The sequence below is a fragment of the Kitasatospora sp. GAS204B genome, from assembly GCF_029892155.1.
GTDB lineage: Bacteria > Actinomycetota > Actinomycetes > Streptomycetales > Streptomycetaceae > Kitasatospora.
In genome coordinates, this window is record NZ_JARZAG010000018.1 from 87908 (window position 1) to 113664 (window position 25757).

Genomic DNA, 25757 nt, shown 5'->3' on the forward strand with positions numbered 1-25757 from the left:
ATGTCGGACACCCAATCCGTCACCTGGCCGCTGATGGCTGGACAGTCCGGAGTGTGGTTCGCCCAGCATCTGGACCCGTCGAATCCGTCGTACCAGATCGCCGAGTGCCTGGAGATCCACGGCCCGATCGACCCGGTCCTCTTCCAGAGCGCGCTGCGGCAGATCGTCGTGGAGGCGGAGATCCTGCGGCTGCGCTTCGTGTCGAACGGCGCGCAGGTGCGCCAGGTGGTCGAGCCGGTGCCGCAGTGGCCCGTGCTGGTGCGGGACGTGAGCACCGAGCCGGACCCCTGGGCGGCGGTGCAGGCATGGATGCGGGCGGACCTGGCGCAGCCGGTCGACCTGGAGCGCGGTCCTGCCAACTCCATGGCCATCTTCCCGGCGGGTCCGGAGCGGTTCTACTGGTACCAGCGCGGTCACCACGTGGCCGCCGACGGCTACAGCGGCTCGCTGGTCGCCGGCCGCGTCGCCGAGATCTACACCGCCCTGGTCGAGGGACGGCCCACCGGTGACCCCCTGCCGCCGTTCCGGAACCTGGTCGAGGAGGACGCGGCCTACCGCACCTCCGAGCAGTTCGCCGAGGACCGCCGGTACTGGACGGAGCGCTTCGCCGATCACCCGGAGGCGGTCAGCCTCGGCGGCCGCTTCGCGCCGGCCTCGCACACCTGCATCCGCCACATCGAGGACCTCGCCCCCGAGACGGCCGAGCGGGTGCGCACGGCCGCCCGCCGCCTGAAGACCAGCCTGCCCGTCTTCATCATGGCCGCGGCCTCCCTCTACACCCAGCGCCTGACCGGGACCGAGGACATCGTCCTGGGCCTGCCGGTGGCCGGCCGCACCAGCCGGCTCCAGCGCACCACCCCTGGCATGCTCGCCAACCTGCTGCCGATCCGCCTGACGGTGCGTCCGGAAGCGGGCCTGGCCGAGCTGACCCGCCAGGCCAGCAGCACCATGCGCGAGGCGCTGCGCCACCAGCGCTACCGCTACGAGGACCTCCGGCGCGACCTGAACCTGGTCGGCAGCGGCAGCGCCCGCCTGTTCGGCTCGCAGGTCAACGTGATGGCCTTCGACTACGACCTGCGGTTCGCCGGCCACCCCAGCACCGCGCACAGCCTCACCAACGGCTCCGTCGACGACCTGTCCTTCGTCCTGTACGACCGCCAGGGCGGCCGGACCATGCAGCTGGTCGTCAACGCGAACCCGGCGGTGTACGACGCGGCGGCCACGGCCGAGCACGCCCGGCGGTTCGCCCGGCTGCTGGAGACGCTGGCCGCCCCGGACGCCCTGGACCTGCCGCTCACCCAGGTCGACCTGCTCGCCGCGCAGGAGCGGCGGCAGGTGCTGACCGAGTGGAACGACACGGCGGTCGAGGTTCCGGCGGGGACGCTGCCGGAGCTGTTCGAGGCACAGGCCGCGCGGACGCCGGAGGCGGTCGCGGTGGTGTTCGAGGGCGTCCAGGTCGGCTACGGCGAGCTGAACGCGCGGGCGAACCGGCTGGCGCGGCTGCTGGTGGAGCGCGGGGTGGGGCCGGAGTCGGTGGTGCCGGTGCTGATGGAGCGTTCGGTCGAGTTGGTCGTCGCGCTGCTCGCGGTGCTGAAGGCCGGTGGCGCCTACCTGCCCGTCGACCCGGACTACCCGGCCGAGCGCATCGACTACCTGCTCAGCGAGGCGAACAGCCCGGTGACCGTGACGCGAGAGATGGTTGACGAAGCGTCAGACCGCGATGGCGACAATCTTGTTGACCGTGGTCTGCGGCCGGAGCACCCGGCGTACGTCATCTTCACCTCCGGTTCGACGGGTCGGCCCAAGGGCGTCGTGGTCCCGCACGCCGGGATCGTCAACCGCCTGGCCTGGATGCAGGGTGAGTACGGGCTGGAGTCCTCGGACCGGGTGCTGCAGAAGACCCCGTTCGGATTCGACGTGTCCGTCTGGGAGTTCTTCTGGCCGCTGCTGGAAGGCGCTACCCTCGTTGTCGCCCGCCCGGGCGGCCACCGCGAGCCGGGGTACCTGGCCGAGCTGATCCAGGGCGAGCAGGTGACGGTCACCCACTTCGTCCCCGCCATGCTCCAGGTCTTCCTCGCCGATCCGGGCGCGACCTCCTGCACCGGGCTGCGGGCCGTGCTGTGCAGCGGCGAAGCACTGCCCGCCGAACTGCGCGACAGAGCAGCCCACTTGCTGCCGGATGTGGCGCTGCACAACCTCTACGGCCCCACCGAGGCATCGGTCGACGTCACCGCCTGGGCCTGCGCCGACGACAGCACCGGCGCGTCCGTGCCGATCGGCCGCCCGGTCTGGAACACCCGGGTATACGTGCTCGACGGTGCGTTGCAGCCAGTGCCCGCCGGTGTCCAGGGTGAGCTGTACCTGGCGGGCGTCCAACTCGCCCGCGGCTACCTCGACCGCCCGAACCTCACCGCCGAACGCTTCGTCGCCGACCCCCACGGCGAGCCCGGCGCGCGCATGTACCGCACCGGCGACCTCGCCCGCTGGCGCACCGACGGCAACCTCGAATACCTCGGCCGCACCGACGACCAGGTCAAACTCCGCGGCTTCCGCATCGAGTTGGGCGAGATCGAGGCCGCCCTGACCGCCCACCCCGCCATCGCCCACGCCGCCGTCATCGTCCGCGAGGACACCCCCGGCGACAAGCGACTTGTCGGCTACGCCGTCCCCACAGGCGAGTTGGACACCACCGAGGTACGCACCCAGCTCGCCGCGACGCTGCCCGAATACATGGTCCCCGCCGCCATCGTCGTCCTCGACAAGCTCCCGGTCACCGTCAACGGCAAACTCGACCGACGCGCCCTGCCCACCCCCGACTTCGCCGCGTCCGCCACGCACCGCGCGCCGTCCACGCCGCGTGAGGAGATCCTCTGCGAGGTCTTCGCCGAGGTCCTCGGCCTGCCCCAGGTCGGCATCGACGACGACTTCTTCGAGCTCGGCGGCCACTCCCTGCTCGCGGTCTCGCTGGTGGAGCGGTTGCGCGCCCGCGGTGTGCAGGTGAACGTCCGCGCGCTGTTCGCCACGCCGACCGCCGCCGGCCTCGCCCTGGCCTCCGCCACCAGTGAGGTGGCGGCGCCGCCGAACCGGATCCCGGCCGGGGCCCGGGCGATCACGCCGGAGATGCTGCCCCTGGTGGACCTGACGGCCGAGGAGATCGACCGGATCTCGGCCGCGTTCCCCGGCGGCGCGGCCGGCATCGCCGACATCTACCCCCTCGCCCCGCTCCAGGAGGGCATCTTCTTCCACCACCTGCTGGCCACCGGCGACGGCGGAGACGACGCCTACGTGCTGCCGACCGCGCTGACCTTCGACTCGCGCGACCGCCTCGACAGCTTCCTGGCCGCGTTGCAGCACGTGGTGGACCGCCACGACATCCTGCGCACCGCCTTCCTCTGGCAAGGCCTGTCCGCGCCTGTCCAGGTCGTCGCCCGCCACGCCGAGCTGCCCGTCGAGCAGGTCGACCTCGACGCGGCGCTCGCTGCTGACTCAGGCATGGACGCCGGCACCGACTCCGGCACGGACCCGATGGCGCGGCTCAGCGCCGCGTGCCGTCCGTCCATGGACGTCACGCGAGCGCCGCTGCTGCACGCGTACATCGCCGCCGAGCCCGGTACCGAGCGGTGGCTGCTGCTGCTCCAGCGCCACCACCTGATCACCGACCACACCACCCTGGAGGTGCTGCTCGCGGAGATCCGGGCCGTCGTGACGGGGCAGCAGGAGAGCCTGCCGACCCCGCTGCCGTTCCGCGACTTCGTCGCCCAGGCCCGGTTGGGCGTCTCCGCCGAGGACCACGAGAAGTTCTTCGCCGGCCTGCTCGGCGACATCAGCGAGCCAACCGCCCCGTTCGGCCTGGTGGACGTGCACCGGGAGGCCGGCGGGCTCGCCGAGGCCACCCACTGGCTGGACGCCGGGCTCGCCGCCCGGGTGCGCGAGCAGGCCCGCCGGCTGGGCGTCAGCGCGGCCGCCGTCTTCCACGTCGCCTGGGCCCGGGTGGTCGCCGCCACCGCCAACCGCGACGACGTCGTCTTCGGCACCGTCCTCTTCGGGCGGATGAACGCCGGCAGCGGCGCGGACCGGGTGCCCGGGCTGTTCATCAACACCTTGCCGGTCCGCGTCCCCACCGCCGGCGTCAGCACGACCGACGCGATCCTCGCGATGCGCGGACAGCTCGCCGACCTGCTGATCCACGAGCACGCCCCGCTCGCCGTCGCACAGCAGGCCAGCTCCGTCGCCGCGGCGGCACCGCTGTTCACCGCACTGCTCAACTACCGCCACAGTCAGGGCCCCACCCCCGAGGCGATCCCCGAGACCGGCCTGCCCGGCGTCGAGATCCTGCACAGCCACGAACGCACCAACTACCCGGTGACGATGAACGTGGACGACACCGGCACCGGCTTCATCCTCAACGCCCAGTCCGCAGCGCCCGTCGACCCCGACCTGCTCCTCGCCCTGACCCGCACCGCCGTCGACAGCCTGGTCACCATCCTGGAGACCGCGCCGCACAGCCCCCTGGACCAGGTCGCGGTCCTGGACCAGGTGGAGCGGCAGCGGGTGCTGCACGCGTGGAACGACACGGCGCTTGAGGTTCCGGCGAGCACCTTGCCACAGATGTTCGAGGCGCAGGTCGCGCGGACGCCGGACGCGGTCGCGGTGGTGTTCGAGGGCGTCGAGGTGACGTACGGCGAGCTGAACGCGCGGGCGAACCGGCTGGCCCGGCTGCTGGTGGAGCGCGGGGTCGCGCCCGAGTCGGTGGTGCCGGTGCTGATGGAGCGCTCCACCGAGCTGGTCGTCGCACTCCTCGCGGTACTGAAGGCCGGTGGCGCCTACCTGCCCGTCGACCCCAACTACCCGGCCGAGCGCATCGCCTACGTGCTCGACGAGGCGAACAGCCCGGTGACCGTGACGCGAGAGATGGTTGACGAAGCGTCAGATCACGATGGTGACAACCTCGTTGACCGTGCTCTGCGGCCGGAGCACCCGGCGTACGTCATCTTCACCTCAGGTTCGACGGGGCGTCCCAAGGGCGTCGTGGTCCGGCACGGAGCGCTGGCCACCTTCCTGGCCGACATGGGCCGCCGCTTCCCGCTCACCGACCAGGACCGCTGGGCGGCGGTGACCACGATCGCGTTCGACATCGCCGCCCTGGAGCTCTACCTTCCGCTGATCAGCGGCGCCCGGGTCGAGCTCATACCGCGAGACACCGTCATCGACACCCCCGCCCTGACCGAGCTGCTCCAGAGCTCCGGCACCACCATCATGCAGGCCACCCCCTCGCTCTGGCGCGCCCTCACCGAGGAGCTGAGCAGCGGGACGGCCGAACTCCCGCACCTGCGCGTGCTCGTGGGTGGCGAAGCCCTGCCCAGCTCCCTCGCCGACGAGCTCAGCTCGCTCGGCCAGGTCACCAACCTCTACGGCCCGACCGAGACCACCATCTGGTCCACCACCGCACAGGTAGTCCCCACCGAGGCGCCGACGATCGGCCGGCCGATCGCCAACACCCGCACCTACGTCTTGGACGCGAGCCTGCGCCCGACCCCGGCCGGAGTGGCCGGCGAGCTGTACATCGCCGGCGACGGCCTGGCCCGCGGCTACCTCAACCGACCCGCCCTGACCGCCGAACGCTTCACGGCCGACCCCCACGGCGAGCCCGGTACCCGCATGTACCGCACCGGCGACCTCGCCCGCTGGCGCGCCGACGGCACCCTGGAGTACCTCGGCCGCGCCGACGACCAGATCAAACTCCGCGGCCACCGCATCGAACTCGGCGAGATCGAAGCCGCCCTCGCCACCCACCCCGCCATCGCCCACGCCGCCGCCCTCGTGCGCGAGGACGTCCCCGGCGACCGCAGGCTGGTCGGCTACGCCGTCCCCGTAAGCGAGTTGGACGTCGCCGACGTACGCACCCGGCTCGCCGCGACGCTGCCCGAGTACATGGTCCCCACCGTCATCGTCGTCCTCGACAAGCTCCCGCTGACGCTCAACGGCAAGCTCGACCGACGCGCCCTGCCCGCCCCGGACTTCGCACCGGCCTCGAACCGCGCCCCGCGCACCCCGCGCGAAGAGGTCCTGGCAGCGCTCTTCGCCGAGGTCCTCGGTCTGCCCCAGGTCGGGGTGGACGACAGCTTCTTCGAGTTGGGCGGCCACTCGCTGCTGGCCACCCGCCTGATCAGCCGCATCCGCACCACCCTCGACGTCGAACTTCCCATCCGCGCACTCTTCGAGGCGCCCACCGTCACCGCACTGGCCGAGCGGCTGCACATCGCCGGTGACCAGCGGCGCCCGGCGCTGGTGGCCGGTACCCGCCCCGAGGCGCTGCCGGTCTCGTTCGCGCAGCAGCGACTTTGGTTCCTCAACGAGCTCGAGGGACCGAACGCCACCTACAACCTCCCCATGGCCCTTCGCCTCTCCGGCACACTGGACGCCGAGGCTCTGCGCCAGGCGCTGCGCGATGTGGCAGACCGGCACGAGGTGCTGCGCACCGTCTTCCCGGCCGTCGACGGCCGGCCCCACCAACGCGTGCTGAACACCGAGACGCTCGACTCGCTGCTCACCGTGTCCGCCTTCGACGAGCAGGCCATCGCCCGGGCCGCCGCCCGCCCCTTCGACCTGGCATCCGAAGTACCCTTGCATGCCTGGCTGTTCTCGCGGAGCACCGATGAGCACGTGCTACTCGTCGTCGTGCACCACATCGCTGGTGACGGCTGGTCGATGGGGCCGCTGGCCCGGGACATCGCCACCGCCTACAGCGCCCGTCGCGCCGGTGAGGCTCCTGGGTGGCAGCCGCTGCCGGTGCAGTACGCCGACTACGCCCTGTGGCAGCGTGACCTGCTCGGCTCGCCGGAGCAGCCGGACAGCCTGCTCTCCCGGCAACTCGCCTACTGGCGCGCCACGCTGAGCGACCTGCCGGAAGAGCTCGCGCTGCCGACCGCCCGGCCCCGCCCGCTGGTGGCCAGCCACGACGGCGGCACCGTCGACCTTGCCGTGCCCGCCGAGCTGCACCAGCGCCTGACCGAACTCGCGCGCGCCAAGGGCGTGACGGTGTTCATGGTCCTACAAGCGGCCCTGGCCGTCCTGCTGTCGCGCCTCGGCGCCGGGACGGACATCCCCGTCGGCACGCCCGTCGCCGGTCGCACCGACGAGGCCCTGGACGAGCTGGCCGGATTCTTCGTCAACACCCTGGTCCTGCGCACCGATCTCTCCGGCGACCCGACCTTCAGCGAGTTGCTGGGTCGCGTGCGCGAGGCCGGCCTGGGGGCCTTCGCCCACCAGGACGTGCCCTTCGAGCGCCTGGTCGAGGACCTCGCGCCGACCCGGTCGATGGGCCGCCACCCGCTCTTCCAGGTCATGCTGACCCTCCAGAACACCACGCTGCCCGCTCTCAACCTGCCTGGCGTGGACGTCTCCCTGCTGCCCGCAGGACAGTTGGCGGCGAGGTTCGACCTGGACCTCACCCTGAACGAGGCCTTCGGCACCGACGGCGCGCCGGCCGGACTGCGCGGAGCCCTGACCTTCGCCCTCGACCTGTTCGACCACGCCACCGCGCAGCAGCTCGCCGAACGCTTCGTGCGGGTCCTGGACGCCGTGCTCGCCGAGCCGCAGCGGCCGGTCCATCGGATCGACATCCTGGACCCGGTGGAGCGGCAGCGGGTGCTGTGCGAGTGGAACGACACGGCGCTCGAGGTTCCGGCGGGGACACTGCCGGAGCTGTTCGAGGCTCAGGTCGCGCGGACGCCGGACGCGGTCGCGGTGGTCTTCGAGGGCGTCGAGGTGACGTACGGCGAGCTGAACGCGCGGGCGAACCGGCTGGCCCGGCTGCTGGTGGAGCGCGGGGTCGCGCCCGAGTCGGTGGTGCCGGTGCTGATGGAGCGCTCCACCGAGCTGGTCGTCGCGCTCCTCGCGGTCCTGAAGGCCGGTGGCGCCTACCTGCCCGTCGACCCCAACTACCCGGCCGAGCGCATCACCTACGTGCTCGGCGAGGCGAACGCCCCGGTGGTCGTGACTCGGGAGCTCATTGACGAAACGTCAAACTATGACTCGGCTGACCTGACGCAACGTCAGCTCCGGCCGGAGCACCCGGCGTACGTCATCTTCACCTCAGGTTCGACCGGACGGCCCAAGGGCGTCGTGGTCCGGCACGGAGCGCTGGCCACCTTCCTGGCCGACATGGGCCGCCGCTTCCCGCTCACCGGCCAGGACCGCTGGGCGGCGGTGACCACGATCGCGTTCGACATCGCCGCCCTGGAGCTCTACCTTCCGCTGATCAGCGGCGCCCGGGTCGAGCTCATACCGCGAGACACCGTCATCGACACCCCCGCCCTCGCCGAGCTGCTCCAGACTTCCGGCACCACCATCATGCAGGCCACCCCCTCGCTCTGGCGCGCCCTCACCGAGGAGCTGAGCAGCGGGACGGCCGAACTCCCGCACCTGCGCGTGCTCGTGGGTGGCGAAGCCCTGCCCGGGCCGCTGGCGACCACCCTCGGCAGGCTCGGAGAGGTCACCAACCTCTACGGCCCGACCGAGACCACCATCTGGTCCACCACCGCACAGGTAGTCCCCACCGAGGCCCCCACCATCGGCCGGCCAATCGCCAACACCCGCACCTACGTGCTCGACTCGGCCCTGTGCCCGACTCCGGCCGGAGTGGCCGGCGAGCTCTACATCGCCGGCGACGGCCTGGCCCGCGGCTACCTCAACCGACCCGCCCTGACCGCCGAACGCTTCACGGCCGACCCGCACGGCGAGCCCGGCACCCGCATGTACCGCACCGGCGACCTCGCCCGCTGGCGCGCTGACGGCACCCTGGAGTACCTCGGCCGCGCCGACGACCAGATCAAACTCCGCGGCCACCGCATCGAACTCGGCGAGATCGAGGCCGCCCTCGCCACCCACCCCGCCATCGCCCACGCAACCGTGATCCTCCGCGAGGACAGCCCGGGCGGCCTTCGGCTGGTCGGCTACCTGCTCCCGGCACGTGAGATCGACACCGCAGCGGTGCGCGCCCACCTCGCCACGCTGCTGCCCGCGTACATGGTCCCCGCCGCACTGGTCGTGCTCGACGCGCTGCCGCTCACGGCGAACGGCAAGCTCGACCGACGCGCCCTGCCAGCCCCCGACTTCACCGCCGGAGCCACCACCCACCGGGCACCCGCGACGCCGCGGGAGCAGTTCCTCTGCGAGGTCTTCGCCCAGGTTCTGGGCGTGCCCGCCGTCGGCCCCGACGACAACTTCTTCGAGCTCGGCGGCCACTCCCTGCTCGCCACCCGCCTGATCAGCCGGATCCGCGCCACTCTCGGCGTCGAACTGCCCATCCGGGCCCTGTTCGAGGCGCCGACGGTCGCCGCCCTCGCCCAGCGGCTGGACGGTGCGGGCCAGCGCCGCCCGGCCCTGACGGCCGGTACGCGGCCGGAGGTCTTGCCGGTCTCGTTCGCGCAGCAGCGACTCTGGTTCCTCAACGAGTTGGAGGGGCCGAACGCCACCTACAACATCCCGCTGGCGCTGCAGCTCACCGGCGACCTCGACGTCACCGCGCTCGACGCAGCGCTGCGCGACGTCGTGGGCCGGCACGAGGTGCTGCGCACCGTCTTCCCCTCCGCCGACGGCCAGCCCCACCAGCAGGTGCTGAACGCCGACGCCCTCGGCGAGCTCCTCACCGTGACCACCTTCGACGAGCAGGCGATCACCCGGGCCACCGCCCACGCCTTCGACCTGGCAGCCGAACTGCCTTTGCGAGCCTGGCTGTTCTCCCAGAGCGCCGACAAGCACGTGCTGCTCGTCGTGATCCACCACATCGCCGGCGACGGCTGGTCCACCGTCCCACTCGCCCGCGACCTCTCCACCGCCTACACCGCCCGCCTCACCGGCCAGACCCCCGCCTGGGAGGCGCTGCCCGTCCAGTACGCCGACTACGCACTCTGGCAACGCGACCTCCTCGGCGCACCCGAGGACCCGACGAGCCTGCTCACCCAGCAACTCGCCTACTGGCGCTCGGCCCTGGCCGAACTGCCCGAGGAACTGACCCTCCCCACCGACCGACCGCGCCCCGCCATCGCCAGCCACCAGGGCGAGTCCGTCGAACTGGTTGTTCCCGCCGAACTTCACCAGCGCTTGCAGGAATTGGCGCAGGCCGAGGGCGTCACCCTGTTCATGGTGCTGCAGGCGGCACTCGCCGTCCTGCTCTCCCGGCTCGGCGCCGGCACCGACATCCCGATCGGCACCCCGATCGCCGGCCGCACCGATGAGGGTCTGGACGACCTGGTCGGGTTCTTCGTCAACACCCTGGTGCTGCGCACCGACCTGACCGGCGACCCCAGCTTCGCGCAGGTGCTGCACCGGGTCCGGGAGGCCGGTCTTGCGGCGTTCGCCCGCCAGGACGTGCCGTTCGAGCGCCTGGTCGAAGAGCTGGCGCCGGCCCGCTCGTTGGCGCGCCACCCGCTCTTCCAGGTCATGCTCACCCTGCAGAACACCACCCAGGCGGTGGTGGACCTCCCGGGTCTGGACGCGTCCGTGCTGCCCAGCGGGCAGGAAGCCGCCAAGTTCGACCTGGCCCTCACGCTGAGCGAGGGTTCCGGCACCGCCGGGCTGCAGGGCGATCTCACGTTCGCGCGCGACCTCTTCGACCGCAAGACCGCTGAGCAGATCGCCGAACGCTTCCTGCGCGTCCTGCACTCCGTGGCCGCCGAGCCGCACGGGCCGCTCCACCGCGTCGAGGTGCTCGATGCGGCGGAGCGGCGGCGGGTGCTGGTGGAGTGGAACGACACGGCGGTCGAGGTTCCGGCGGGGACGCTGCCGGAGCTGTTCGAGGCTCAGGTCGCGCGGACGCCGGAGGCGGTCGCGGTGGTCTTCGAGGGCGTCCAGGTCGGCTACGGCGAACTGAACGCGCGGGCGAACCGGCTGGCCCGGCTGCTGGTCGAGCGCGGGGTCGCGCCCGAGTCGGTGGTGCCGGTGCTGATGGAGCGCTCCACCGAACTGGTCGTCGCACTCCTCGCGGTCCTGAAGGCCGGCGGCGCCTACCTGCCCGTCGACCCGGACTACCCGGCCGAGCGCATCGCCTACGTGCTCAGCGAGGCGAACAGCCCGGTGACCGTGACGCGAGAGCTGATTGACGAAGCGTCAGACCGCGATGGCGACAATCTTTTTGACCGTGGTCTGCGGCCGGAGCACCCGGCGTACGTCATCTTCACCTCCGGTTCGACGGGTCGGCCCAAGGGCGTCGTGGTCCCGCACACCGGAATCGTCAACCGCCTGGCCTGGATGCAGGGTGAGTACGGGCTGGACTCCTCGGACCGGGTGCTGCAGAAGACCCCGTTCGGATTCGACGTGTCCGTCTGGGAGTTCTTCTGGCCGCTGCTGGAAGGCGCTACCCTCGTCGTCGCCCGCCCGGGCGGCCACCGCGAACCCGCTTACCTTGCCGAGCTGATTCAGCGCGAGCGGGTCACCATCACGCACTTCGTTCCGTCGATGCTCCAGGCCTTCCTGACCGAACCCACCGCGGCGAACTGCGACGGACTGCGCGCCGTCCTGTGCAGCGGCGAAGCACTGCCCACCGAACTGCGCGACCGAGTCGCCCACTTGCTGCCGGGCGTGCCGCTGCACAACCTCTACGGCCCCACCGAGGCATCGGTCGACGTCACCGCCTGGGCCTGCGCCGACGACAGCACCGGCGCGTCCGTGCCGATCGGCCGCCCGGTCTGGAACACCCGTGTCTACGTGCTCGACGGTGCGTTGCAGCCAGTGCCCGCCGGTGTCCAGGGTGAGCTGTACCTGGCGGGCGTCCAGCTCGCCCGCGGCTACCTCAGCCGCCCGAACCTCACCGCCGAACGCTTCGTCGCCGACCCCCACGGCGAGCCCGGCGCGCGCATGTACCGCACCGGCGACCTCGCCCGCTGGCGCACCGACGGCACCCTGGAGTACCTCGGCCGCACCGACGACCAGGTCAAACTCCGAGGCTTCCGCATCGAGTTGGGCGAGATCGAGGCCGCCCTGACCGCCCACCCCGCCATCGCCCACGCCGCCGTCATCGTCCGCGAGGACACCCCCGGCGACAAGCGACTTGTCGGCTACGCCATCCCCACAGGCGAGTTGGACACCACCGAGGTACGCACCCAGCTCGCCGCGACGCTGCCCGAATACATGGTCCCCGCCGCCATCGTCATCCTCGACAAGCTCCCGGTCACCGTCAACGGCAAACTCGACCGACGCGCCCTCCCCACCCCCGACTTCAGCACGGCACCGGGCCGCGCCCCTCGCACCCCGCAGGAGGAACTGCTCTGCGAGGTCTTCGCCCAGGTGCTCGGCCTGCCCCAGGTCGGCATCGACGACGACTTCTTCGAGCTCGGCGGCCACTCCCTGCTCGCCACCCGCCTGATCAGCCGCGTCCGCACCGCCCTCGACGTCGAACTGCCCATCCGCGCACTCTTCGAGGCGCCGACGGTCGCCGCCCTCGCCCGGCGACTGAACGACACCACCGACCGGCGCCCGGCGCTGACGGCAGGCGCACGGCCGGAGGTGTTGCCGCTCGCGTTCACCCAGCAGCGGCTCTGGTTCCTCAACGAGCTGGAGGGGCCGAACGCCACCTACAACATCCCGCTGGCGCTGCAGCTCACCGGCGACCTCGACGTCACCGCGCTCGACGCAGCGCTGCGCGACGTCGTGGGCCGGCACGAGGTGCTGCGCACCGTCTTCCCCTCCGCCGACGGCCAGCCCCACCAGCAGGTCCTGAACGCCGAGACCCTCGGCGAGCTCCTCACCGTGACCACCTTCGACGAGCAGGCCATCACCCGGGCCACCGCCCACGCCTTCGACCTGGCAGCCGAACTGCCTTTGCGAGCCTGGCTGTTCTCCCAGAGCGCCGACAAGCACGTGCTGCTCGTCGTGATCCACCACATCGCCGGCGACGGCTGGTCCACCGTCCCACTCGCCCGCGACCTCTCCACCGCCTACACCACCCGCCTCACCGGCCAGACCCCCGCCTGGGAGGCGCTGCCCGTCCAATACGCCGACTACGCACTCTGGCAACGCAACCTGCTCGGCTCGCCCGAAGACCCGACGAGCCTGCTCACCCAGCAACTCGCCTACTGGCGCTCGGCCCTGGCCGAACTGCCCGAGGAACTGACCCTCCCCACCGACCGACCGCGCCCCACCATCGCCAGCCACCGCGGCGGCGACGTCGAGCTCGACGTCCCGGCTGGACTTCACCAGCGCTTGCAGGAATTGGCGCAGGCCGAGGGTGTCACCCTGTTCATGGTGCTGCAGGCGGCACTCGCCGTCCTGCTCTCCCGGCTCGGCGCCGGCACCGACATCCCGATCGGCACCCCGATCGCCGGCCGCACCGACGACGCCCTGGACGACCTGGTCGGGTTCTTCGTCAACACCCTCGTCATCCGCACCGACCTCACCGGCGACCCCACCTTCGCCGAACTGCTCGGCCGGGTGCGCGAGACCGGGCTGAGCGCCTTCGCCCACCAGGACGTGCCCTTCGAGCGCCTCGTCGAGGAACTCGCCCCGGCGCGCTCCATGGCCCGGCACCCGCTCTTCCAGGTCATGCTCACCCTGCAGAACACCGCTCAGGCCGTGGTGGACCTGCCCGGGCTGGACGCCGCGGTGATACCGGCCGGCCAGCCGACCGCGAAGTTCGACCTGACCTTCGCGCTGGACGAGGAGCCCGGCGCGTCCGGCCTACGCGGCAGCCTGACCTTCGCGCGCGATCTCTTCGACGCTGGAACCGCGCAGCAGATCGCCGACCGCTTCCTCCGCGTCCTGCACTCCGTGACCGCCGAGCCGCAGCGGCCGGTCGACCAGATCGACATCCTCGACAGCGTCGAGCGGTACCGGATCCTGACCGAGTGGAACGACACCGATCGCCCGGTCCCCGTAGGGACGCTGCCGGAGCTGTTCGCGGCGCAGGTGGCGCGGACGCCGGACGCGGTCGCCGTGGTGGCCGACGGTGTCGAGTTGACGTACGCCGAGCTGGACGCGCGGGCAAACGGGCTCGCCCGGCGCCTGATCGCCGAGGGTGTGGGCGCCGAGCGCGGCGTGGCTGTTCTGATGGAACGCTCGGCCGAGCTCGTGATCGCGCTGCTGGCCGTGGTGAAGGCCGGCGGCTGCTACGTCCCGCTCGATGCCCGCTACCCGCTCGCGCACCGTCAGGCGATCCTCGCGGAGACCGGAGCGACGGTGATCCTCACCGACACGGCGCTGCGCGAACAGGCCACGGACCTGGGCCTCACCGTCCTGGAGGTCGGCGCGGACACTGGTGACGCCGTCGACGTCCGCTGCGATGCACGGCAGTTGGCGTACGTGATGTACACCTCAGGCTCGACCGGCCGCCCCAAGGGCGTCGCCGTCACCCACCGTGACGTGGTGGCGCTGGCGATGGAGAGCCGGTTCGCGTCCGAGAGCCTGGCGCGGGTGCTGATGCACTCGCCGCACTCCTTCGACGCCGCCACCTTCGAGCCGTGGGCACCGCTGCTGACGGGCCGTCAGGTGGTGGTGGCGCCGGCGGGCGACCTGACCGCGGCCTCGCTGGCCCGGGTGGTCACCGAGCACCGGGTGACCTGGCTGTTCCTGACCATCGGCCTGTTCACGCTCTTCGCGGACGAGGACGCCGGCTGCTTCGCCGGTCTGCGCGAGGTGTGGACCGGTGGCGACGTGGTCTCCCCCGTCGCGGTGGCCCAGGTGCTGACCCGCTGCCCGGGCACGGTCGTGACCAATGTCTACGGCCCGACCGAGACCACCACCTTCGCCACCGCCCACCCGGTGGCGGACACCGGCATGGCGCTGCCGATCGGTCGCCCGCTGGACAACATGCGCGCCTACATCCTGGACGCGCACCTGCACCCGGTCCCGGCGGGCAGCATCGGCGAGCTCTACCTGGCCGGTGCGGGCCTGGCCCGTGGCTACCTGGACCGACCCGGTCTGACCGCCGAGCGGTTCGTGGCGGCACCCTTCGGCGCTCCCGGCGAGCGCATGTACCGCACCGGTGACCTCGCTCGCTGGAACCACGACGGCCAGATCGAATACGCCGGCCGCGCCGACCAGCAAGTCAAACTACGCGGCTTCCGCATCGAGCCCGGCGAAATCGAGGCCGCCCTGGCCGCACACCCGGCCGTCGCGCAGGCCGCCGTGCTGGTCCGCGAGGACCTCCCCGGCGACAAGCGTCTGGTCGGCTACGTGGTGCCCGTGGGCGAGCTCGACATCACGGCGATCCGGAGCCACCTGGCCACCACCCTGCCCGAGTACATGGTCCCCAGCGCGATCATGCCGCTCGACACCCTCCCCCTCACCATCAACGGCAAGCTCGACCGCCGCGCCCTGCCCGCCCCCGACCTCACCGCGACAGCGGGTCGCAGCCCCCGCACCCCGCGCGAAGAGCTCCTCTGCGAGCTGTTCGCACAGGTGCTGGGCCTGCCGCAGGTCAACATCGACGACAGCTTCTTCGACCTCGGCGGCCACTCCCTGCTCGCCACCCGCCTGGTCAGCCGCATCCGCACCACCCTCGACGTCGAACTGCCCATCCGCGCCCTGTTCGAGGCATCAAGTGTCGCCGCGCTCGCCGACCGGCTGGAGGGAGCGGGCCAAGGGCGCCCGGCGCTGATGGCGAGCCCGCGCCCCGAGGCCGTCCCGGTCTCCTTCGCCCAGCAACGCCTGTGGTTCCTCGGCGAGTTGGAGGGCCCCAGCGCCACCTACAACATTCCGTTGGCGCTGCGCCTGTCCGGCGCGCTGGACACGGCGGTCCTGCACCAGGCGCTGCGCGACGTGACGGAGCGGCACGAGGTGCTGCGCACGGTCTTCCCGGCCGTCGACGGCCACCCGCGCCAGCAGGTGCTGCCGATCGACGCGGTGGGCTCGCTCCTCACCGTGGCCGCCTTCGACGAGCAGGCGATCAGCCAGGCCGCCGCCCACACCTTCGACCTGCGAGCCGACGTTCCGCTGCATGCCTGGCAGTTCTCGCAGAGCGCGACCGAGCACGTGCTGCTGGTGGTGGTGCATCACATCGCTGGTGACGGCTGGTCGTTGGACCCGCTCGCCCGCGACATCTCCACCGCGTACGCGGCCCGACTGGCGGGGGCGGCCCCGCTGTGGGAGCCACTGCCGGTGCAGTACGCGGACTACGCGCTCTGGCAGCGCGAGCTGCTCGGCTCGCCCGAGGACCCGGCCAGCGTGCTCGCGCAGCAACTCGCCTACTGGCGAGCAGCATTGGCCGAGCTGCCGGAAGAACTCGCGCTGCCCACCGACCGGCCGCGCCCGGCGATCGCCGGCCACCAGGGCGGTTTCGTCGACCTGGCCGTGCCCGCCGAGGTGCACCAGCAACTGCAGGAGCTCGCGCGCGCTGAGGGGGTGACGGTGTTCATGGTGCTACAGGCAGCACTCGCCGTCCTGCTCTCGCGACTGGGCGCCGGCACCGACATCCCGATCGGCACCCCGATCGCCGGCCGCACCGACGACGCGCTCGACGACCTGGTCGGCTTCTTCGTCAACACCCTCGTGCTGCGCACCGACCTCTCCGGCGAGCCGTCCTTCACCGAACTCCTGCACCGCGTCCGGGAGACCGGCCTGAGCGCCTTCGCCCACCAAGACGTCCCCTTCGAGCGCCTCGTCGAGGAACTCGCCCCAACGCGGTCCATGGCCCGGCACCCGCTCTTCCAGGTCATGCTCTCCCTCCAGAACAACGCCCAAGCGGTCATCGACCTGCCCGGCCTCACGGCCGCGCCCATGCCGACCGGTCCGGCCGCGGCCAGGTTCGACCTGGGCCTCAGCCTCGGCGAGGCCTTCGACCCGGACGGGGTACCGGCCGGGCTCAGCGGCACGCTGACCTTCGCCGTGGACCTGTTCGACGCCACGACGGCCGAGCAACTGGCCCAGCGCTTCGTGCGGGTCCTGACGGGGGTGCTGGCCGAGCCGCAGTTGCCGGTCGACCGGGTGGAGGTGCTGGATGACGCTGAGCGGCACCGGATCCTGACCGAGTGGAACGACACCGCCCGCGAGGTCCCGGCGACCACGCTGCCCGAGCTCTTCGAGGCGCAGGTGGCGCGCACGCCCGAGGCGATCGCGGTGGCCTTCGAGGCCACCGAGCTGAGCTACGCCGAGGTCAACGCACGCGCCAACCGCCTGGCCCGGCTACTGGTCGAGCGCGGGGTCGGACCGGAGTCGCTGGTCGCGGTGCTCATGGAGCGCTCGGCCGAGCTGGTGGTCGCGCTGCTGGCCGTCCTCAAGGCCGGCGGCGCCTACGTGCCGATCGGCCCCGAGTACCCGGTGGACCGGATCGCCTACCTGCTGGACGACTCCCGCCCGCAGGTCCTGCTGACCACCAGTAGCTGCGTGGACCGGGTAGGCGAGCTGACAGACACTCAGATCCTGCCGCTGGAAAGCCTTTCACTGTCCGAGCACAGCGGCGCGAACCTCGGCACAGCCGCGGCCCCGCAGCACCCGGCCTACGTCATCTACACCTCCGGCTCCACCGGCCGCCCCAAGGGCGTCCTCATCCCCCACGCCGCAGTCGTCAACTACATCGCCCGCAGCCAGGAGGCCTACCCCGAACTGCGCGGCACCACCCTGCTCCACGCCTCCATCTCCTTCGACGCCGGCGTCACCGCCCTCTACGGCGCCCTCACCACCGGCGGCCGCGTCCGCATAGCCGCCCTGGACGAACACCTCCCCCAGGTCCTGGCCGACGAGCACCTGAGCTTCCTCAAAGCCACCCCCAGCGGCCTGGCCTACCTGGACGCGCTCTCCGACACCCACATCCCCACCGGACGCCTGATGGTCGGCGGCGAAGCGGTGCAGGCCACCCAGTTGGAGCAGTGGCGACAGCACCACCCGGACGTCGCGATCGTCAACCACTACGGCCCCACCGAAACCACCGTCGGCTGCACCGACTACCCCCTCGGCACCGACGAACTCGGCACCGTCGTCCCCATCGGACGCCCCATGTGGAACACTCGCGCCTACGTCCTGGACGCCACCCTGCGCCCCGTCCCCACCGGCGTGGCCGGCGAACTCTACATCGCCGGCACCCAACTCGCCCGCGGCTACCTCAACCGCCCGAACCTCACCGCCGAACGCTTCATCGCCGACCCCCACGGCCCGTCCGGCTCGCGCATGTACCGCACCGGCGACCTCGCCCGCTGGCGCACCGACGGCAACCTCGAATACCTCGGCCGCACCGACGACCAGGTCAAGATCCGCGGCTTCCGCATCGAACTCGGCGAAATCGAAGCCGCCCTGGCCACCCAACCCGGCGTCACGCAGGCAAGCGTCATCGTCCGCGAAGACACCCCCGGCGACCGCCGACTGGTCGGATACGTCACCGCCACGGGCGAGTTGGATGTCACCGCGCTCCGGACACAACTCGCCGCCCAACTCCCCGACTACATGGTCCCCGCCGCGATCGTGCTCCTCGACGCGCTGCCCCTGACCGTCAACGGCAAGCTCGACCGACGCGCCCTCCCCACGCCCGACTTCACCACCGCCACCGCGAACTACCGCGCACCCTCCACCCCCCAGGAAGAGGTGCTCTGCGAGGTCTTCGCCGAGACGCTCGGCCTGCCCCAAGTCGGCCTCGACGACAACTTCTTCGAACTCGGCGGCCACTCCCTCCTCGCCGTCACCCTCGTCGAACGCCTGCGCAGCCGCGACATCCACATCAGCGTTCGCACCCTCTTCACCACCCCCACCGTCGCCGGCCTGACCACCGCCACCACCGGAGCCGGCACGGCCGAGGTCATCGTCCCGCCCAACCTGATCCCCACCGACGCCCAGCACATCACCCCCCAGATGCTCCCCCTCGTCGACCTAACACCCCAGGAGATCGACCGCATCACCACCACCATCCCCGGCGGCGCACCCAACATCGCCGACATCTACCCCCTCGCCCCCCTCCAAGAGGGCATCTTCTTCCACCACCTGATGGCCACCGGCGAGGGCGGCGAGGACATCTACGTCATGCCGACCATGCTGACCTTCGACTCGCGTGAGCGCCTGGACTCGTTCCTGGACGCACTCCAGCGCGTGATCGACCGGCACGACATCCTGCGCACCGCCGTGCTCTGGCAGGACCTCGCCGAGCCGGTCCAGGTCGTCGCCCGTCAGGCCGCCCTCCCTGTCGAGCAGCACCAGCTCCGCGGCGCGGATCCGGTGGCCGAGCTCTACGCCGCCGCTCCCGCGTCGATGGACGTGACCCGGGCACCGCTGCTGCGCACCCACATCGCCGCCGAAGCGGACACCGAACCGGGCAGCGCGCGCTGGCTGCTGCTGCTCCAGCGCCACCACCTGGTCACCGACCACACCGCGCTGGACGTGTTGCTGGCCGAGATCCAGGCGATCCTGGCCGATGAGGAGGACCGGCTGCCCGCCCCGCTGCCGTTCCGCGACTTCGTCGCCCAGGCCCGCCTCGGCGTCTCCCGCGAGGAGCACGAGGAGTTCTTCACCGAACTGCTCGGCGACGTCACCGAACCCACCGCACCGTTCGGCTTGCTGGACGTGCGCGGCGACGGCAGCCGGGTCACGGAGGCCGAACTCCCGCTGAGCGCCGAGCTCGCCGCGCGGGTGCGCGAGCACGCCAGGGTGCTGGGCGTCAGCCCGGCCACCCTCTTCCACGTCGCCTGGGCCCGGGTCGTCGCCGCCACCGCCAACCGTGAGGACGTGGTCTTCGGCACCCTGCTCTTCGGCCGGATGAACGCCGGCAGCGGCGCCGACCGGGTACCGGGCCTGTTCATCAACACCCTGCCGGTGCGCCTCGCCACCGCGGGGATCAGTGCCCTGGCGGCAGTGCACGCCATGCGCGGCCGGCTCGCCGACCTGCTGGTGCACGAGCACGCCCCGCTGGCCCTCGCCCAGCGGGCCGGCGGGATCGGCGGCTCGGCACCGCTCTTCACCGCGCTGCTCAACTACCGCCACAGCCACGCCCCCGAGGACGGCGCGGACGCCGGTCTGGCGGGCGTCGAGGCCGAGCACGGGCAGGACCGCACCAACTACCCGCTCACCATGGCGATCGACGATCTCGGCAGCGGGTTCCTGCTCTCCGCCCAGACGATCGCACCCATCGACCCCGAGCTGGTCTGCAGCCTGGCGCACACCGCCCTCCAGGGCCTGATCAGCGCCCTGGAGAGCGCACCCGACACCCCGCTGACCGAGATCGAGGTCCTCACCGAGGCGCAGCGGCACACGCTGCTGACCGAGTGGAACGACACCGCCGTCGACACTCCCGCCGTGAGCCTGACCGAGCTGTTCGAGGCACAGGCGGCGCGGACGCCGGACGCGGTGGCGCTGGTCCAGGACGACACCGAGCTGAGCTATGCCGAACTCAACGCCCGCGCCAACCGCCTGGCCCGCCTGCTCGCCGAGCGCGGGGTGGGACCGGAGTCGCTGGTGCCCGTGCTGATGCGGCGTTCGGCGCACCTGGTGGTCACGCTGCTGGCCGTGCTCAAGGCGGGCGGCGCGTACGTGCCGATCGACGCGCGGGCGCCCGAGGCGCGGATGGCGGTGGTGTACCAGGACGCCGGCGCCGGGCTGCTGCTGGTGGACGAGGTGACGCGCGAGCACGGGTTCGTCCGGGGCCTCGCGGCCGGGGGCGCCGACGTCCTGGTGGTCGACGCGGCCACCGGGGCCGGTGACGCGGCGAACCTGGCGGCGCAGAACCTGGCCGTACACAGCCTGCCCGACCAGCCGATGTACGTGATGTACACCTCCGGCTCCACGGGCGTGCCGAAGGGCATCGCCAACACCCATCGCGGCGTCGTGGAGCTGGTCTCGGACCGGTGCTGGCGGGAGACGGTGCCGCAGCGCGTGCTCTTCCAGTCCCCGCACGCCTTCGACGCCTCGACCTACGAGTTGTGGGTGCCGCTGACGGCGGGCGGCACGGTGGTGGTGGCCCCGGAGGGCCGGCTGGACGCGGCGGCGATCCGCTCGCTGAAGACCCGCCACCGGCTGACGCACCTGCACCTGACGGCGGGCCTGTTCCGGGTGCTCGCGGAGGACGACCCGGCCGCGTTCGCCGACATCCACGAGGTGGGCACCGGCGGCGACATCGTCCCCGCGACGGCGGTCCGTCGGGTGCTGGAGGCCTGCCCCGGCATCGTGGTCCGCAACACCTACGGGCCGACGGAGACCACGCTCTGCGCCACCCAGGTCCCGGTGCTGGCCAGCGAGCAGGTGCCGCCGGTGCTCCCGATCGGGCGGCCGATGGACAACACCCGTTCCTACGTGCTGAATTCCGCGCTGCGCCCGGTGCCGGTGGGAACCGCCGGCGAGCTGTACCTGGCGGGGACCGGCCTGGCGCGCGGCTACCTGGGCCGGGCCGACCTGACCGCGCAGCGGTTCGTGGCGGACCCGTTCGGTCCGGCCGGCGCGCGCATGTACCGCACCGGAGACCTGGTGCGGTGGACGGCCGAGGGCCAGCTGGAGTTCGTCGGGCGGGCCGACGACCAGGTGAAGATCCGTGGCTTCCGGATCGAACTCGGCGAGGTCGAGGCCGTGTTGAGCGCCCATCCGGCGCTCGCCGACGCGGCCGTGATCGCCCGCGAGGACCGCCCGGGCGACAAGCGCCTGGTCGCCTACGCCGTGCTGGCCGACCCGGCTGACACCACGGTCACCGTCGACGACCTGCGCCGGTACCTGGCCGGGTCGCTGCCGGACTACATGGTCCCGTCGGCGGCCGTGCTGCTGCCGTCGCTGCCGCTGACCACCAACAACAAGCTCGACCGCAAGGCCCTGCCGGCCCCCGAGCTCAGCTCGCTGGTCGCTCACCGGGCCCCGACCACGCCTCGCGAGGAGCAACTCTGCGAGGCCTTCGCCCAGGTCCTGGGTGTGTCCGAGGTCGGGTTGGACGACAACTTCTTCGAGCTGGGCGGGCATTCGCTGCTGGCCACCCGGCTGGTCAGCCGGATCCGCACCGTGCTGAACGTGGAACTGCCGATCCAGGCCCTCTTCGAGGCACCGACGGTGGCCGGCGTGGCCGAGCGGCTCGATGCACTGAACAAGCTCAACAAGAAGGCACGGCCCGCGTTCCGGGCAATGCGCGGGCAGAAGGAGTCCTGATGATCCCGGTATCATTCGCACAGCAGCGCCTGTGGTTCCTGAGCGAGTTGGAGGGGCCGAACGCCACCTACAACATCCCGCTCTGCCTGCGGCTGACCGGCACGCTGGACCCGGTGGTGCTGGATGCCGCGCTGCGCGACGTGGTGGGCCGGCACGAGGTGCTGCGCACGGTCTTCCCTGCGGTCGACGGGCAGCCCTGGCAGGACATCAAGGCGGCGGACTCGGTCGGCCCGCTGCTGACCACGGTCGACGCGGCCACCTTCGACGAGACCGAGCTCAGCGCGGCGGTGGCCGGAGCCGCGCGCTGCGTCTTCGATCTCTCGGACGAACTGCCGCTGCGGGTCTGGCTCTTCTCGCGGGATGCGACCGAGTACGTGCTGCTGCTGGTGGTGCATCACATCGCCGGTGACGGCTGGTCGATGGGTCCGCTGGCCCGGGACGTCTCCACCGCCTACCAGGCCCGGCTGGCGGGTCGCGCCCCGCAGTGGGAGGAACTGCCCGGCCAGTACGCGGACTACGCGCTCTGGCAGCGCGAGCTGCTGGGCGAGGAAGACGACCCGGAGAGCCTGCTCACCGAGCAACTTGCCTACTGGCGCGGCGCGCTGGCGGAGCTTCCGGAGGAACTGGCACTGCCCACCGACCGCCCGCGCCCGGCGGTCGCCGGCCACCGGGGCGGCACGGTCGAGTTCGCCGTTCCCGCCGAACTGCATGGCGGTGTCGTGGAGCTGGCTCGGGCAAAGGGTTGCACCGTGTTCATGGTGCTGCAGGCGGCGCTCGCCGTGCTGCTGTCGCGCCTGGGCGCCGGGACGGACATCCCGATCGGCACGGCGGTCGCCGGACGGATGGACGAGGGGCTCAACGACCTGGTCGGCTTCTTCGTCAACACGCTGGTGCTGCGCACCGACCTGTCCGGCGACCCGTCCTTCACCCAACTGCTGGACCGGGTGCGGCAGACCGGCCTCGGCGCGTTCGCGCACCAGGACGTGCCCTTCGAGCGCCTGGTCGAGGAACTGGCCCCAGCGCGCTCGATGGCCCGCCACCCGCTCTTCCAGGTCATGCTCTCGCTGCAGAACAACGCCCAGCCTGCACTCGATCTGCCCGGTCTGACCGCCGAGCCGCTGGCCGCCGCGCAGGCCCCGGCCAAGTTCGATCTGGCCTTCACCTTCGGTGAGGAGTCCGGCGCGGGCGGCGTGGCGGCGGGGCTGTACGCGAGCGTGACCTTCGCTCTCGACCTCTTCGACCTCGAAACGGCCGAGCAGATCGGCGCGCGTTTCGTCCGGGTGCTGCGGGCCGTCTTGGCACAGCCGGACCGGCCGGTTTCGGCCGTCGAGGTGCTGGATGAGCAGGAGCGGCGGCGGATCCTGACGGAGTGGAACGACACGGCGGTCGAGCCGGTGACCGGGACACTGCCGGAACTGTTCGCCGCGCAGGTCACGCGGACGCCGGATGCGGTGGCGCTGGTCTGCGGCGACGTCGAGTTGACATTCGCGGAGCTGGACGCCCGGGCCAACGGACTCGCCCGGCGCCTGATCGCGGAAGGCGTGGGCGCCGAGGCCGGGGTCGCGGTGCTGATGGAACGCTCCGCCGAGCTGGTGATCGCGCTGCTAGCCGTGGTGAAGGCCGGCGGCTGCTACGTCCCGCTCGATGCCCGCTACCCGCTCGCGCACCGTCAGGCCATCGTCACGGAGACCGGGGCGAAGGTGATCCTCACCGACACCGCACTACGCGAGCAGGCCGGGGAACTCGGGCTCACCGTCCTGGAGGTCGGCGACCACACCGGTGATACCGTCGATGTCCCTTGCGATGCACGGCAGTTGGCGTACGTGATGTACACCTCCGGCTCGACCGGCCGCCCCAAGGGCGTCGCCGTCACCCACCAGGATGTGACCGCACTCGCCACCGACCGCCGCTTCGCCGGCCCCGCGATGGAACGCGTGCTGTTGCACTCCCCGCACTCCTTCGACGCCTCCACCTTCGAACTGTGGGTACCACTCCTGACTGGTCGTCAGACCATCGTCGCCCCCGCCGGCGACATCACAGCAGCCTCACTCGGCCGCCTGATCACCCACCACAATGTCACCGGACTCTGGCTCACCGCAGGCCTCTTCGCCCTCGTGACGGAGGAGGACCCCCACTGCCTGCACGGCGTCCGCGAACTATGGACCGGCGGCGACGTCGTCTCCCCCACCGCCGCCACCCGCCTCCAGACCACCTGCCCCGACACCACTGTCGTCAACGGCTACGGCCCCACCGAAACCACCACCTTCGCCACCACCCACCCGGTGGCGGACACCGGCATGGCGCTGCCGATCGGCCGACCGCTGGACAACACGCGCGCCTACATCCTCGACGCGCACCTCCACCCGGTCCCTGTAGGCAGCACCGGCGAACTCTACCTGGCCGGCGCCGGCCTCGCCCGCGGCTACCTCAACCGACCCGGACTCACCGCCGAACGCTTCATCGCGGCACCCTTCGGCGCTCCCGGCGAGCGCATGTACCGCACCGGCGACCTCGCTCGCTGGAACCACCACGGCCAGATCGAATACGCCGGCCGCGCCGACCAGCAAGTCAAACTACGCGGCTTCCGCATCGAACTCGGCGAACTCGAAGCCACGTTGACCACCCATCCGACCATCGCGCAGGCCGCCGCCATCATCCGCGAAGGCACCCCCGGCGACAAGCGACTCACCGCCTACGTGGTGCCCACCGGCGAACTCGACATCACGGCAGTACGGACCCACCTCGCCACCACCCTGCCCGACTACCTGGTCCCCAGCGCGATCATCCCGCTCGACACCCTCCCCCTCACCATCAACGGCAAGCTCGACCGCCGCACCCTCCCCGCCCCCGACCTCACCACGGCGCCCGGCCGCGAACCCCGCACCCCGCACGAAGAGCTCCTCTGCGAGCTGTTCGCACAGGTGCTGGGCCTGCCGCAGGTCGGCGTCGACGACAGCTTCTTCGACCTCGGCGGCCACTCCCTGCTCGCCACCCGCCTGATCAGCCGCATCCGCACCACCCTCGACGTCGAACTGCCGATCCGCGCCCTGTTCGAGGCGTCGACTGTCGCCGCGCTGGCCGACCGGCTGGAGGGCGCCGGACAGGGGCGTCCGGCACTCGTGGCGAGCCCGCGCCCCGAGGCGGTGCCGGTCTCCTTCGCCCAGCAACGCCTCTGGTTCCTCGGCCAGCTGGAGGGCCCCAGCGCCACCTACAACATCCCGCTCTGCCTGCACCTGACGGGCCCGCTGGAGACTGCGGCGCTCGATGCCGCGCTACGGGATGTCGTGGACCGGCACGAGGTCCTGCGGACCGTCTTCACCACGGTCGACGGTCAGCCCTGCCAGCAGGTGCGGGCGGCCGACACGGTCGGTTCGCTGCTGACGGTGGGCACGTTCGACGAGCAGGCGGTGGCACGGGCAGCCGGCCACGCTTTCGCCCTGGCTGCCGACATACCGCTACGGGCCTGGCTGTTCTCCCAGAGCGCGACCGAGCACGTGCTGCTGGTGGTGGTGCATCACATCGCCGGTGACGGCTGGTCGATGGGCCCGCTGGCCCGCGACATCTCCACCGCCTACGCGGCCCGACTGGCGGGGGCGGCCCCGCTGTGGGAGCCGCTGCCGGTGCAGTACGCGGACTACGCGCTCTGGCAGCGCGAGCTGCTCGGCTCGCCCGAGGACCCGGCCAGCGTGCTCGCACAGCAACTCGCCTACTGGCGAGCAGCATTG

Annotated in this window: 2 protein-coding genes (1 of these 2 cut by a window edge); both read left to right on the forward strand. The window is 71.8% G+C overall.

Annotated elements, in window-relative coordinates:
• Entirely contained in the window at nt 1-22032 is a 22032-nt protein-coding gene (locus tag P3T41_RS23755) for a non-ribosomal peptide synthase/polyketide synthase (RefSeq protein WP_280692060.1), read from the forward strand.
• Nucleotides 22032-25757, forward strand: partial view of a non-ribosomal peptide synthetase gene (locus P3T41_RS23760; protein WP_280692062.1) — the 5' end (the start) only. It continues 9681 nt past the right edge of the window; 3726 of the gene's 13407 nt are visible here — the first part of the coding sequence; the start codon lies at nt 22032-22034; its stop codon lies beyond the right edge, outside the window. Before P3T41_RS23755 ends, P3T41_RS23760 begins: the two co-directional genes overlap by 1 nt.

What these genes read in the sequence shown, in the direction of transcription:
- P3T41_RS23755 (WP_280692060.1), top strand. Translation starts at nt 1, where the DNA reads ATGTCGGACACCCAATCCGTCACCTGGCCGCTGATGGCTGGACAGTCC.